Origin of the sequence: Actinoalloteichus spitiensis RMV-1378 (assembly GCF_000239155.1) — a bacterium.
In the GTDB taxonomy this organism is placed as follows: Bacteria; Actinomycetota; Actinomycetes; order Mycobacteriales; family Pseudonocardiaceae; genus Actinoalloteichus_B; species Actinoalloteichus_B spitiensis.
In genome coordinates, this window is sequence record NZ_AGVX02000098.1 from 1 (window position 1) to 12,401 (window position 12,401).

The 12,401-nt window shown below is 66.3% G+C and carries 17 protein-coding genes and 1 pseudogene; 4 read left to right on the top strand and 14 right to left on the bottom strand.

The window, feature by feature from the left end:
* Positions 1-183 precede the first annotated feature (183 nt).
* The 6 genes from ACTIDRAF_RS0204985 to ACTIDRAF_RS0205010 form a co-directional block, all read right to left on the bottom strand.
* Entirely contained in the window at positions 184-567 is a 384-nt protein-coding gene (locus ACTIDRAF_RS0204985; RefSeq protein WP_245533444.1) for a hypothetical protein, read from the bottom strand.
* 163 nt (positions 568-730) lie between these two features.
* Entirely contained in the window at positions 731-1,429 is a 699-nt protein-coding gene (locus ACTIDRAF_RS27290) for an NAD(P)H-dependent oxidoreductase (protein ID WP_016697617.1), read from the bottom strand.
* A 2-nt stretch (positions 1,430-1,431) separates the two neighbouring features.
* Positions 1,432-1,983: a TetR/AcrR family transcriptional regulator gene (locus ACTIDRAF_RS0204995; RefSeq protein WP_026065795.1), complete on the bottom strand. Its 552-nt coding sequence runs from the start codon at positions 1,981-1,983 to the stop codon at positions 1,432-1,434.
* Positions 1,984-2,079: 96 nt separating this feature from the next.
* Positions 2,080-2,547, bottom strand: coding sequence for an ester cyclase (locus tag ACTIDRAF_RS0205000; RefSeq protein ID WP_016697619.1), 468 nt, complete (start codon positions 2,545-2,547; stop codon positions 2,080-2,082).
* A gap of 68 nt (positions 2,548-2,615) precedes the next feature.
* Complete coding sequence (locus ACTIDRAF_RS27295; protein WP_016697620.1) at positions 2,616-3,119, bottom strand: MerR family transcriptional regulator; 504 nt, start codon at positions 3,117-3,119, stop codon at positions 2,616-2,618.
* A 134-nt stretch (positions 3,120-3,253) separates the two neighbouring features.
* On the bottom strand, positions 3,254-4,177 hold the full coding sequence (locus ACTIDRAF_RS0205010; protein ID WP_016697621.1) for an SDR family NAD(P)-dependent oxidoreductase: 924 nt from the start codon (positions 4,175-4,177) through the stop codon (positions 3,254-3,256).
* A gap of 146 nt (positions 4,178-4,323) precedes the next feature.
* Here ACTIDRAF_RS0205010 and ACTIDRAF_RS0205015 point away from each other — a divergent pair, with 146 nt between their 5' ends.
* Positions 4,324-5,169, top strand: a complete 846-nt coding sequence (locus tag ACTIDRAF_RS0205015; RefSeq protein ID WP_016697622.1) for a helix-turn-helix transcriptional regulator — start codon at positions 4,324-4,326, stop codon at positions 5,167-5,169.
* Positions 5,170-5,621: 452 nt separating this feature from the next.
* On the opposite strand, the gene ACTIDRAF_RS0205020 is transcribed toward ACTIDRAF_RS0205015, so the two are convergent.
* Both ACTIDRAF_RS0205020 and ACTIDRAF_RS0205025 read right to left on the bottom strand, forming a co-directional pair.
* Complete coding sequence (locus ACTIDRAF_RS0205020) at positions 5,622-5,930, bottom strand: transcriptional regulator (RefSeq protein WP_016697623.1); 309 nt, start codon at positions 5,928-5,930, stop codon at positions 5,622-5,624.
* Positions 5,927-6,391, bottom strand: coding sequence for a hypothetical protein (locus tag ACTIDRAF_RS0205025; RefSeq protein WP_016697624.1), 465 nt, complete (start codon positions 6,389-6,391; stop codon positions 5,927-5,929). Before ACTIDRAF_RS0205025 ends, ACTIDRAF_RS0205020 begins: the two co-directional genes overlap by 4 nt.
* 383 nt (positions 6,392-6,774) lie before the next feature.
* On the opposite strand from ACTIDRAF_RS0205025, the gene ACTIDRAF_RS0205030 reads away from it, so the two are divergent.
* Both ACTIDRAF_RS0205030 and ACTIDRAF_RS0205035 read left to right on the top strand, forming a co-directional pair.
* Positions 6,775-7,338, top strand: a complete 564-nt coding sequence (locus ACTIDRAF_RS0205030; protein ID WP_255266236.1) for a TetR/AcrR family transcriptional regulator — start codon at positions 6,775-6,777, stop codon at positions 7,336-7,338.
* Positions 7,335-7,919: a hypothetical protein gene (locus tag ACTIDRAF_RS0205035; RefSeq protein WP_016697626.1), complete on the top strand. Its 585-nt coding sequence runs from the start codon at positions 7,335-7,337 to the stop codon at positions 7,917-7,919. The genes ACTIDRAF_RS0205030 and ACTIDRAF_RS0205035 overlap by 4 nt, the downstream gene beginning before the upstream one ends.
* Before the next feature lie 139 nt (positions 7,920-8,058).
* On the opposite strand, the gene ACTIDRAF_RS0205040 is transcribed toward ACTIDRAF_RS0205035, so the two are convergent.
* Genes ACTIDRAF_RS0205040 through ACTIDRAF_RS0205050 form a run of 3 tightly spaced genes read right to left on the bottom strand, consistent with a single transcriptional unit; the run spans position 8,059 to position 9,209 of the window.
* Positions 8,059-8,373 (bottom strand): hypothetical protein, encoded by a 315-nt coding sequence (locus tag ACTIDRAF_RS0205040; protein WP_016697627.1) that lies wholly within the window; start codon positions 8,371-8,373, stop codon positions 8,059-8,061.
* The gene (gene cmtR, locus ACTIDRAF_RS0205045) at positions 8,370-8,747 is read right to left on the bottom strand and encodes a Cd(II)/Pb(II)-sensing metalloregulatory transcriptional regulator CmtR (RefSeq protein WP_016697628.1); all 378 of its coding nucleotides are present in this window, start codon (positions 8,745-8,747) and stop codon (positions 8,370-8,372) included. Before cmtR ends, ACTIDRAF_RS0205040 begins: the two co-directional genes overlap by 4 nt.
* 33 nt (positions 8,748-8,780) lie before the next feature.
* The gene (locus tag ACTIDRAF_RS0205050; protein ID WP_016697629.1) at positions 8,781-9,209 is read right to left on the bottom strand and encodes a MerR family transcriptional regulator; all 429 of its coding nucleotides are present in this window, start codon (positions 9,207-9,209) and stop codon (positions 8,781-8,783) included.
* 105 nt (positions 9,210-9,314) lie between these two features.
* Here ACTIDRAF_RS0205050 and ACTIDRAF_RS0205055 point away from each other — a divergent pair, with 105 nt between their 5' ends.
* A complete protein-coding gene (locus tag ACTIDRAF_RS0205055; RefSeq protein WP_016697630.1) occupies positions 9,315-10,304 on the top strand; it encodes an arsenic resistance protein in 990 nt (329 codons plus the stop codon).
* Here the strand turns inward: ACTIDRAF_RS0205055 and ACTIDRAF_RS0205060 are convergent.
* From ACTIDRAF_RS0205060 to ACTIDRAF_RS34770, 3 genes and pseudogenes are all read right to left on the bottom strand, one after another.
* Positions 10,301-10,483: pseudogene (locus ACTIDRAF_RS0205060) on the bottom strand (DUF933 domain-containing protein); the annotation flags it as partial. The gene ACTIDRAF_RS0205055 and the pseudogene ACTIDRAF_RS0205060 overlap by 4 nt on opposite strands.
* 65 nt (positions 10,484-10,548) lie before the next feature.
* On the bottom strand, positions 10,549-11,574 hold the full coding sequence (locus tag ACTIDRAF_RS0205065) for a PDDEXK family nuclease (protein ID WP_016697632.1): 1,026 nt from the start codon (positions 11,572-11,574) through the stop codon (positions 10,549-10,551).
* A gap of 339 nt (positions 11,575-11,913) precedes the next feature.
* Positions 11,914-12,261, bottom strand: coding sequence for an FAD-dependent monooxygenase (locus ACTIDRAF_RS34770; protein WP_342626669.1), 348 nt, complete (start codon positions 12,259-12,261; stop codon positions 11,914-11,916).
* Between the last annotated feature and the right edge of the window lie 140 nt (positions 12,262-12,401).

Below are 12,401 nucleotides of genomic sequence, written 5' to 3' on the forward strand. Positions count from 1 at the left end.
CCGCCACCACCGCGTCCGGTGGGGGGAGCGGCGACGACCAGGCCGGGGGTGGTGCCGGCGGTGGCCCGGGCCGGCCACCCGGCGTACCCACCACACCCCCAGGGGCGCTTCGCCGGGACGCTGGTCCTCGGACCCGGACCGGCGAGCCGGTCCGCCCCCTCGCCGCCAGCTCCCGCCAGGGGCTCAGCCGCAGACGAGCTGGCGGATCTGGCGCACCAGGTCCTCCGCTTCGGAACCGCCGATCGCCCGGAGCGTGTCGTCACCCCGGTCGCTGGGCGACAGGACCGCCTTGACGATGTCGGCGACCCGGCTGCCCAGCAGGTAGAGCCGGACCACGTCCTCCTGGTTGGGTGGGAGTTCCTGGGGCAGGTGGCCGAGACCGTGCGATTCGAGGTTCCGGCTGATCTCGGTCCGCACGTGCACCCCGAGCCGTCCCGCGCCCTGGATCTTCTTCAGCGTGTCCATCGTCGTCTTGTGCAGACCGTCGTTGGTGGCCACGGCGGTGCGGAGTTCCTCGTAACTGTTCACCGTTCCCCCAGGAATCACGTTGTCAGCTCTACTGAACATCAATGTGAAAGATGAATCCTGGCGGAACAAGAGCCACCTGGCGGAAACCTTCCCGCGACGCCGGGGGTTCGGGGAACGCGCACGACGGCCCATCGCCCAACCCACCGCGCGGTCGCGGCGACGCCGAGCGCGGCGTGGTCGACGCGTGCGGTCGTGGCCGCGCTCATCCCCGTCCCGGATCACCAAACCAACGCGCCAGCTGCTCCCGAACCTCGCCCAGGCCGCTCAACCACGCGACATGCCCGTCCGGTCGCAGCAGCACCGGGTCCGCGCCGATGCGGCGCGCATCTCGCAGACCCGCGGTGCGGTTGGCGGCATTGTGGTCACCCTCGACGTCATAGATCAGATGGCTCTCGACGTCGCGGATCCCGCAGTATGCAAAGACGCCCACGTCGAGCTGGGTGCGCATCGCCTCGTCATAGCCGTACTTGTCGTAGGTGGCGTGCTTGGATCCGCCGACGCCGATGAGCGCGGTGGGCACGCTCGGCAGCAGACCGTTGAGGGGCTCCTTTCCGCGATCCTCGACGCCCTGGCCGTATTGGTAGGCCCACCCGCCGGTGAAGACGCGCTCGATCCACCCCTTCATGAGCGCGGGCATCGACCACCAATACACGGGATACACGAACGCAAGACGGTCGGCGGCCTCGACGCGCCGGTGCATGGCGGCGACACCATCCGGGACCGGACCTCCCCAGAAGTGTGCATGATCCTCCACGGTGAACCGAGGATCGAAGTCCTCACGATGCAGGTCGAGCACGTCGATCGTGTGCCCGGCCTCGTGGAACGGCTCGTGGAAAGCGGACATCACCGCGGCGGGATAGGAATCGGCGATCGGGTGGGAGAAGACGGTCAGAAGGTGCATCGTCAGGCCTTTCGTTCGGATTCGTGATCGTGGGGACTCGCTGACAGCAACACAGCCGCGGCCTCCCGGGCTCGCTCAACGGCCTGGGGGCCGAGGTAGGCGGCGGCCGAGGTCGCGCCTTCGAACAGCAGCAGGACTTGCGTCGCGAGCGGTTCGTCGTCTCGGTCGAGGTCGCCGGCGACGACACGGCGGATCAGCGCGCGGAGCCGGTCCCGGTACGACGCGACGACCGCGGATACGCCCTCGTCTTCACCGCCGGTCTCGCCCTGCGCCCGGAGGAAGAGGCAGCCACGGGAGCCCTCCTCGGCGATCCACCGCCCGAGGCCGGTGAACAGCGTGTCCACGCTCTCGACCGGCAGAGCCGCGAAGAAGCGCTCCGCGCGCTCTTCCAACACGGTGACCATCAGGCGCGACTTGCTGCCCACGTGCTTGTACAGGGTGCGCGTCGACACGCCGGCGTCCGCTGTCAGGCGATCCATACCCGTGGCCGCGAAGCCATGGTGATCGAAGGTGCGCTCGGCAGAGGAGACGATGGCAGCTCGAGTCGATGTCACACTTCAAAGGTAAAACGGTCGTTTTACATTCTCAAGTGCGCTGAGCGCGGCGGAGTCGCGCTGTGCGATCCGCCGCGCATCGAGCATCCAGCCGGGCTACAGGCGCGTCGGGGCGAGCGGCACTCCGAGCTGCCGCATCCACTCGACGTTGTCGTAGGCGACCCATTCCTCGGCCAATTTGCCCTCGGCGTCGTAGCGGAACATGTTGATCAGCGACAGCGTGACCTGCTCACCCGTCGGCGACACCGTGCCGAATGGCGACGCCTCGAACGGCGCGGTGAACGTGCCGCCCATCTCGGTTCGACACCCGATGAGTTCGCCTACTGAGACGATCTCGTGCCGCTCGCAGTAATACCCGTTGAAGGCCGAGCGCATCTGGGAGAAGAATGCTTCCAAGCCAGCGAAGTCGAGGTCCCCGTCAGGACCGTGGAACTGGAAGTCGGGGCTGAAGTAGGCGCGCAGAGCCTCAGGGTTCTCCTGTGCGATCGCCTCGCGACCGACCGCAACGAGCGCCCGTGAGCGCTCGTCGTAGCGGGTGTCGTCCGGTTCAATGAAGGGTGCCATTCGGGCGTCCTTTCCTCGTGGCCGGCAGGGTGCCGGCTGAACACGGATGTCACGCTAGAAGCTGGAGCTCACTCCAGGTCAAACGCTCGCGCGCCCGTCGGCGCGACACGGGCAGCACGCACGGAGTCGTGGTCGTGTATGCCACCAAGTCGGTCGTCGTCGACACGGTCGCTGACGAACAAGCCATCGGCGACGCCACGCTCCAGCGCGGCGGTGTACGTCGCCACTTTGAACGAGATCACGTCAAGAGCGTCGTGGAGCGCCGCCATCTGCTCCCGCACGTGCGCCTCGTGTTGACGCAGCAGGTCAAGACGCTGCTGTTCGTTCCCCGCCCCGGCGCGGACCAAGGCGGCGTACTCCGCGATCCGCGCAAGGGGCATTCCTGAGTCGCGCAGTCGTCGACAGACCCCGATCCATTCGACGTCTACCTCACGAAAGATTCGGCGCCCCGTCGCACTCCGTTCTGGGGCGGGTAGAAGCTTCTCGCGCTCGTAGAAGCGGAGCGTGTCGATGCTCAGCCCGGTGCGACGGCTGACCTCTCCGATCGTCAAGCTCTCGCCGGTCGATCCCATGGTTCCCCTCCGTCCTGTCACCTGCACCTGAATCGTTGCGTCTCGGCGCAGCTACGCTACAGCTGCTTCAGACAGCCGCAGCGACTGAGGCCGACGGCGGAGATAGCCGCGACTGGACCGACCCGTGTTGCCGCTCAGCCGAGCGATCGCGTGAGTTCCTCGGCGGTTTCCCAGAGTTGACGTTCGCGAATCGGGTCGTAAGATTCCGCGGACGAACGCTCCTCGGCACCGCGATTGATATAGGCCCCGCTCGTCGCCCTCGTGCGGCCGAGCGCCGCGTCGGCGAGATACCGCCCGGCGGCGTCCTTGCTGGTCGCCAGCGGCGTCAGGGTCATCAGCGGCATGATCCTGCGCATCGCGAAGCGCGACAACGCGTCTGCGGCCCGCGTGAGGTCGGTGCCGGGAACGAACCCTGGGTTGTATCCGACGATGTCGACTCCGTCCGGCAGACGGCGCGCGTGCTCGTGGATGAGATGGATGGCAGCCAACTTGCTCGTCGAATACGCGGTTCGACCCGCCACCACGCTCTCGGGATTCGGGAACGCGCGGATCCGCGCCAGACGTTCCGGTTCCTGCCAAGACGGGCCAGGCACCATACCGAGATTGTGGCGGAAATCGCCGAAGTGAGTATCGCTGACGGTGAGCGTGATCCTCGAGCCTGACACGAACCGATCGTGCAGGCGACGGAGGAGGACATGGTTGGCGAGCACGTTGATGGCGAACGTCGCTTCCAAGCCCTCGGCGGTCTCGGTGAGGTCGTTCGTGAACTGCAGTCCCGCATTGCCGACCAGACCGCGCAGCGGCGGCAGTTCGCCATCATCCAGTCTCCGCGCGACCTCGTCAGCAGCCTGTCGCGTGCCGGCGAGGGACAGCAGGTCGACGGCGATACCCGATGCCGCGCGCCCTGCCGCGGTGAGTTCGGCGGCTAATCGGGAGCTGGTCTCGCCACGGGCGAGCAGGACCAGGTGGGCGTCCGGGTCGAGCGTGGCGATGCGATCGAGAGCGATGCGGCCGATCCCTCGTGTGGCTCCGGTCATGACGATGGTGTGCTGAGCCATGGGCTCCTCCTCGCGGTTGGCGTCGATGCTGACGGACGTCGAGCATCCCGGGAGACGAGTCTTCGTCGTCGGTCGCATGCCGCCCAGGGCTCCGCGGAGACGGAGGACTGGCGGTGCCTAGGCTCCGGGCGCGCGGTCGCGCAAGAATGAAGGACATGGGAGCGTCGGAGTTCGGGAATCTTGTGCATCGGTGGCGTGACAGGCTCGCCCCCGGCGATGTCGGCCTGACAGCAGGACTGCGCCGTCGCGCCCCCGGCCTGCGGCGAGAGGAACTCGCACAGCTCGCGGGACTGTCGGTCGATTACATCGTGCGTCTCGAGCGAGGCCGGGCCACCCGCCCGTCGGCTCAGGTCGTCGCCTCGCTGGCCCGGGCATTGCAGTTGTCGCGCACGGAGCGCGAGGCCCTGTTCATCTCCGCCGGACTGCTGCCACCCAGGGATGGCATGGTTTCCGACTTCATCCCGGCCGGCGTACAACGCCTCGTCTCCCGACTCGGCGATGCAGCCGTCGGCGTCTTCGCCGCCGACTGGTCGCTGCTGACTTGGAACCCGACCTGGTCAGCGCTCCACGGATCCCCTGAGAGACTTCCACTGCCGGAACGCAATCTCGCTCGGGCGATCTTCGGCGACGGTGCCGCGCAGAGATCCCTGCATCCCTCGTCACCGGCACTTGCCGATGATTTCGAGCGCAGCATCGTCGCCGACTTGAAGCATGCACGGGCCCGATATCCCAGCGACCGGCGGCTCGCCTCGCTCGTGCGTGAACTCCGCACAGGCTCTGTCGATTTCGCTCGGCTTTGGAAGAACGCTACGCCGGCCGAGCACACCAGCAGCCGCAAGACGATCGAGCACCCCGAGGTCGGTGCGATCACGCTCGACTGCGACGTTCTCTCCGTCCCGGGAGCCGATCTGCGCATCGTTGCCTATACCGCTGCCGCAGGTTCCTCGGACGAGAACAAGCTCGATCTCCTTCGCGTCACCGCGGCGGCCTGATTCGCCTGTAGGAGTGGGCCTTGACCGGCTCTGGGCCCTCACGCTCGAACGGTCGTGACCCGCGGTTCGTACGGCCCTCGCGTCAGCGAACTTCCCAGCCCGGCATCTGTCCGAGCGAACAAGAAGCCGCCCATCGCGGCACGCACTCTGCGGCCACCTGCGGAGAGAATTCATGCAGACATCGCAAGAGCAACTCGCACGTGCTTATACGTTGAACCTGAATTCAACCGAGTTCCGACATGTAAGACCATCTGCGGATGGAGGGCCGCCGAGGCGGCCCGAGCCGCGGGATCATGCGGCTCCGAGGCAGTCGAGCAGGCCTTCACGACCCTTCGGGGCGTGCTGGCGTCTGTGAGATCAGCCCCCGCCGCAGGGCCTGGAGGCGGGCAGGCTCACGCGTTGAAGCAGGACTCCATTTCGGCGCAGCCCTGCCCCGGGCCAAGCTGTACGTCTCAGCGTGCCTGTGTAAGGCGCTGCAGCGCTGCCAAGTGTCGGGCGTAGGCGGCATGGCCGCGCTCGGTGAGGGAGACCCAGGTCCGGGGACGGCCGGGCCCACGGGACGCGCCCAGTTTCTGCGAGATGTAGTCGGCGTCGATGAGGCGGCGCAGATGTTTGCTGAGCGCCGAATCGCTAAGCCCGGCAACCTCCTTGAGGGTCTGTGCCTCGACTGCTGTCGTGGCCGCCAGGGTCGCGCAGATGCGCAGCCGAGCAATCTCGTGGATCAGTGGATCGAGGCCGTCTCCGATCGGCTCATCGGTCATGCTGCAACACCTCGGAGCTGCGCGCGAAGCAGGCTGTCGTAGCGGCGTCCGACGACAACGGTGCCGACGACGAGGAGTGCGGCGATCACCCAGGAGGTCCAGGCAATACCGAGCTGATTGCCCAGGAGGAAGCCAATCGCGAAGCAGATGATAAGGCCGCAGACATAGATGGCGAGCAGTGACCGGCCGCGCCGCCCCCCGTCGGGTGCCTCGTTCCCGTAGAGGTCGATACCGGACAGACGCCGGTAGATACGCCCCAACACAATGATGCCGAGCACGGGGACCGGGATGAGGAACATCGCGGGTCGACCGAGGGCACCGCCGACCTGGAGTACGAGCGTACCGAGCAACAGACCGAGGACCGGGTGATACCACCACGGCGTGTAGAGCCGCTCGGCGAGCCGCCTGCGCGCGGCAGCCACCTCATCGAGCGCGCCGCCTTCCTCCGAGTTTTTATCCATGCAGGAAAGTGTCCTGGTTTCTTTCCCTACAGTCAAGGAAGTCGGCCAGCGCCGGCGACCTCAGGGCGTCGAAGGCGCACACCTCCCGGAACCCGAGGGCTGCGGCGTGCCGCGTCCGCCACCACAGCCCGCGTCCTGCAGCACCTGCCGGCGTCGCTGAAGTCGACGACGAGACTGCGATGCACGCGGAGACGCCGGAGCCATGCTGTAGCCCGGCCACAGACGGTTGGGGGCGGGCGTCCTGGCCAGGCTCACAAATTGAATCTCCACTCCACCGAGTTCCGGCACGGACGAACATCTGGCACACCTGCCTCGCAATCCGATACACTCGTATCGATTAGGAGGTGCCAGTGAGCCGAGGTGTGGGGCGGGACCACGAGACAGTGCGCGGCGCTATCGCTGCCGCAGCGTGCGTACTGGTGGCGGAGGAAGGTGCCGGCGCGTTGACGGTGCGACGAGTTGCTGCCGCTGCTGGGGTCTCGCCCGGCCGGGTTCAGCACTACTTCCCCGACCGCACTGCTCTGATGCTCGCGGCCTTCGACTCGGTACAGCACGCCGTTGCCGCAGAGGTGGCCACGGCCGTCGGGGAAGCCGCCGCGCCGGAACAGGTGTTGACCGCCGTCCTGCGCGCGATGATTCCCACCGACGACACAGCGATGCGACGACTGCGGGTGGTGGCGCAGTTCGAGTCGCTGGCGCTCACGGAGGACATCCTGGCGACGAGGATCCGCGAGGGGCACGCCGAACTTCTCGCCTTCCTCGAACGCCTCCTGGAATCCAGCAGGATCCGCCTCGACTCGAACAACACCGAAGGCACTCTTCAGGGACTCCTTGCTACGGCCGAAGGGCTCAGCGGGCAGGTTCTCCTCGGCCAGTCCTCGCCCGATCGGGCGCTCGCGCTGCTGCAGACATCCATCGACGACATGTTTCGAGGAGTCGCATCGTGACCACGCAATCATCAACGACGCTGAGGCCCCTCCGGTGGGGAGCCGGCCTCATCCGGGGGAGATTCGAGGTGCACCGGAACGGACATCACTACGTCGTCGACTCCGGGTACCTCGATCTCGATGAGCGCATCTCCCTGTACCGCGACGGTCGCCTCGTCGACACAACGCGACGCAAGGCCTCCTTCGCCATCGAAGACGGCGCGCACATCGAGGCAGCTGTCGCAAAGCTCGGGATGAAGTACGTACGCATCCGCGAGGCGAAGGCACGGGAGACCCAGCCGCTGACCCCTGCTGCGGGCACCGCCGAGGCTTGGCGAGCGAACCTCGACCGACAGCACCCCGCAACCAGTCGAGCAGTCGGAATCGTCGCCACCCTCATCGTCGTGGGGGTGCTTCTGCTCGAGCTTCCTCAGCTGATCAACCTCGTCGGTCTGCTGACGTCGTACGTCGGGCTCCCAGTATTCGAGATCCCGGCGATCCGCCTCGCCGGTTGGCAGAACCTCCTCGTCATCATCGCCGGAGGCCTCGCGGCGATCGAACGAGGGCTGAGCATGAGATACAACCCACTCTTGGACGACTGAACCCCCGCTGGTCAACGCGATAGGCAGCCAATCGCCTCACACATTGAAGCGGAACTCCACCACGTCTCCACACATAGGGCAGTCTCCACTTGCTCGGCTGCGCACCGCGTCGGCGCGGGTTCGTGTCGACCTCTGGCTGTCACCCGGTTCCGACGTTCAGCGCGGCCAGTTGTTCCGGCGTCCCGCTGACGACCAGCCGCAGATCGGCGTGGCTGTCGTCGATCGACCAGTCCACGAACGAGCAGCAGGCGCTCTCGGTCGCGACGAGCTCGCGCAGCCGTCTCGTGGAATCGTCTGTCTTCTCGTAGTGGACGAGGAGCTCGGTCTCGGAGTGCTCGATGCCGCGAGCGTACTCAGCGTCGAAGGCGCGCCAACGCTCCACCTGCGCTCTGCCGGTGTCCGGCGTGAGCGCGCAGGCGATCGGCAGCCCGTTCAACGGTCCCGCGTGACTCATTGATCTCTCTCCGTTCTCAGTGCTGGGGTGGAGGCGCAGCATTCCGGCACCGAGCACTGCGGGTCCATGCACCCGACGCTCTCGTCGACGGCGAGAGTCACGTCGACCAGCGCCGTGAGCGCCGCGGCAATGTGCGGATCGGCGATCTCGTAGCGCGTCTGCCGGCCCTCGGGCTCGGCGACGACGATCCCGCAGCCGCGCAGGCAGGATAGGTGGTTGGAGACGTTCGTGCGCGTGAGCTCCAGGTCGCGGGCGAGCTTCGCCGGATAGCCCGGCTCGTCGAGAAGGGACAGCAGTATGCGGGAGCGCGTGGGATCAGCCATGGCCCGGCCCAGCCGGTTCATGACGTCGACGCGTGAAGAAATGGTCAGCATATGCTGACCATACAGCAGGCGCTGAACTGTTAGCTACGCCTGGTCGAGCCTCGTTGCGGTCCCCGCGAAGGCCCGGAACGCGCACTCAGAGCGGCACTGCTCGTCGCTGTCCGGGCAGGCGTCAACGTGGGCCTGCGCTGCGCACAGCTGCTCCTGCAGCCCGGCCAGAATCCTCAGCTGCCGCTCGACGGCGGCGATCTGCTCAGCCAGCAGCGGCTGCAGCGCGGCTTTCACTCCAGTGCAGGTGCCAGTGTCGGCCAGCTCCAAGAGGCGGCGGATCTCGGGCAGCTCGAGTCCGAGCCGCTTGGCCGAAGCGATGAAGTCGAGGCGTTCGAGATGGCCCTCGTCGAAGTCACGGTATCCATTGGGACTGCGGTGGGCGGCGAGGATGCCGAGGCGTTCGTAGTAGCGCAGGGTGCTCGCCGGCACCCCGCTGCGCTCGGCGACCTCGGAGATCTTCATGCTTCGAGCCTATGCTTCGCCAGCTTGACCTTCAACCCGGGTTCAAGGTCTAACGTTTTTCTGGAGGCGGGATTTCCCGCCCTTGAACATGATGAGGGAGAACAGATGCAGATGAGCGTGGAGTGGATGGAACGCCACCAGGTGGCGCTCTACATCGTGGGATTAGCCCTCGGGGCCGTCGTCGGACTGGCCTGGCCCGCGGTCGCCCACCCCGCCGAGCTGGCGATCCATCCGGCCCTCGTGCTGCTGCTCTACGCCACGTTCCTCAACATCCCCTTCGGCAGGATCGGGCACGCCTTCCGCGACTGGCGCTTCCTCTCGACCATCCTCGTCGTCAACTTCGTCCTGGTGCCCGCCGTCGTCTGGCTGCTGTCACGGATCGTCGCCCACGACCAGGTGCTCCTCGTCGGGGTGCTGTTCGTGCTGCTGACCCCGTGTATCGACTACGTCATCGTCTTCACCGGGCTTGCCGGCGGCAGCCAGGAGAAGCTCCTGGCCGCGGCCCCGCTGCTGATGCTGGCCCAGATGCTCATGCTGCCCGTGTACCTGTGGCTGTTCATCGGTGCGGAGTTCGTCGACTCGGTCGAGTTCGGGCCCTTCGTCGAGGCGTTCGTCCTCATCATCGCCCTGCCGCTGGTCGCCGCCGCGCTGACGCAACTCGCCGCCGCCCGGTCTCGTGCCGGGCAGAGGATCGAAAGAACCGTCATGGGGGCCATGGTGCCGCTGATGGTCGCGACGCTCGCGGTCGTCGTCGCCTCGCAGGTCGCGGGAGTCGGGGCGAGGATCGACTCACTGCTTCTGGCGCTGCCGGTCTACGTCCTCTTCGCCGCCGTTATGGTGCCGGTCGGCATGTTGGCCGGCAGGGCCGCCGGGCTGGACGTACCCGGGAGGCGTGCAGTCGTGTTCAGCGGTGCGACTCGGAACTCCCTCGTTGTGCTGCCGCTGGTCCTCGCCCTTCCCGCGGCGTTCGACCTGGCCCCGCTCGTCGTGGTCACGCAGACCCTGGTCGAGTTGGTCGTCATGGTGGTCTTCGTGCGACTGGTACCCCGCCTCCTACCTACTCAGATACCAGCTACGCGCGTCCGCAGATGTTAAAGCGAAAATCTCCACTCGACCACGTCGCCGTCGGCCATCACGTAGTCCTTGCCCTCCATGCGCACTTTGCCAGCCTTCTTGGCCTTCTGCATGGTGTCGTGCTCCATCAGGTCGTCGAAGGAGACCACCTCGGCCTTGATGAAGCCTTTCTGGAAATCGGTGTGGATGATGCCGGCGGCTGGGCTGCCAGATTAGGTCAATTTGCCTTCGCCGCGCCGATTCCGCTGGCGATCGCGGTCGAGGTTCAGAACGGAGTCTCGGCGTTTGTTGACGACGGACTGGTCGGCGTTGGTGGCAGCGCGCCTTCTGGCAGCGGTAGGTTTGCGGCGACGTAGAGGTTCAAGATGTCGTCGCGATCCATGAACATGATCTGGCTGCGCTTGTGGGCGTCGAGAGCGTTGCCGAGCCAATTGCGGGCTGCTTTGGTGATCTCGCCTCCCGCGACGATGAAGGCGTGATCGACCAGGACGCGACGGTTGGTCTCGGGGTCAAAGATCTCGTGTGCCAGCATCATGAGCGCCTGGTTGTGGATCTCAGCCATGTTGACGTTACCCGTCTTGGTTACCCCCGAAGCGTCGAGCTTTCCTTTCTTCGCTTGGATGCCGAAGTAGAGAATGTGCTGCGTCGGCAAGGTGTAGCGCATCCAAATGTCCTTGCCGTACTCCAGGGCCTTGTCCTTGTGCCCGGCGGCGGTGATGCGGTGGTAGCCAAGTCGCCTGAACATCGGGAGAAGCACCTCCTCGATGAGGTCATCCTCGCTGCACTGGTCGAGGTACGCCGTCAGGAGCTGCCGCCGCTCCAGTTCAGTCTTGCTGAAGGGGCGGTGGGGGTTGGCGGCAAGGATGGTCACGGTCTGGGTGCCGACATGGCGGAGGTAGCAGTGGCTGTCCTCGCCATAGAATGCCTCGAAACCTTCGCGGCCAAGTACCTCATTGAGTTGCGCGAGCGCCCGAGGACGGTCGGATCCTTCGTTGAGCCGGTCGGCCGGGCTCATCAGCTGGTCGATGAGGCGGCAGAAGATCTCAGGCGGGCGGTTGGGTCCGTCGTGCGGTTCGGCCAGCATCTGTTCCAGTACATCTGCCACCCAGCGGTGGCGAGTTGAACCGTCATGTTGGTACTCCGTCTCCAGCTCTTGGAAGAACTCGGTGATGTACATGCTGGACCGGTAGGGGAAGTACTTGGCTTCGTCCTCATTTTCAGCGTCGTCACGGCGCGTGTTGCCCACGATGAGGTCAGCAAGAGCTTCGAGGTTGCGGCGCTTGAACTTCACGGTGCCATTATCGCAAGTGAAGCCGACAAGCTTCCGGACTCAGCAACGCTTGTTGCCGCAGCTCGTGCACGGGGCACTCCGGGTGTGCATGCAGCACGAGAGGAAGTCAGAGCAAGTCTCTCGTGTGCGTCCAGACGGTCATCCGATGCACGTCGAACCGCCGACAGATCGAGACCACGCTCTCGCCGTTCGCCCGTGCAGTTCGGATAGCGTCTACTTGCCTCTCGGTCAGGGGTGTTCTAGCTCGTCTCCTAGGGTTCGCGACGACTCCCGGCTCGTCGTCAATGGCACTGTCTGGTTCGTCAACAATACGGAGTTTCTCCTGATTCCACGCGGACCTCAGTCGCTCGAACCGCTGCCAGGTGTTCGGTTTGAGTGCACCCGCGTCCACCTCGGTCTGCCGGAGCCCGAGCACGTACGGGTAGGTCGTGTCCAGTTCGGGCGCGGGTTTCCGGATGCCGGCGAAGTGCCCGCCCACCGGGTAGTCTGCCCGGCGTCGAGGAAACGGTCCGCGACGCCGCGTTGGGCGAGCACCTCGATGCTGCGGGCGTGTAGCCCGAGCGCGCCCACGGCCCTCGTCGGCTCCGGGTCGCGCTCGAGCACGACGGCGTCCACGCCGTGCAGCGCCAGCTCGGTGGCCAGCCACACCCCGGTCGGCCCGGCCGCGACCACGATCACGTCACGCATGTCGACTCCCCCGTTCGGATTGGCTGGTCAGTCTGCCCGTCGGAGGGGGTCTTGCGGCAAGAGGGCAGGTGAGCCCTATTCTGGTGGTGGCGGGGAATCCTGGCCGCCCGCCGTTGCCCCACCGGCGGGGGAACTCGCGT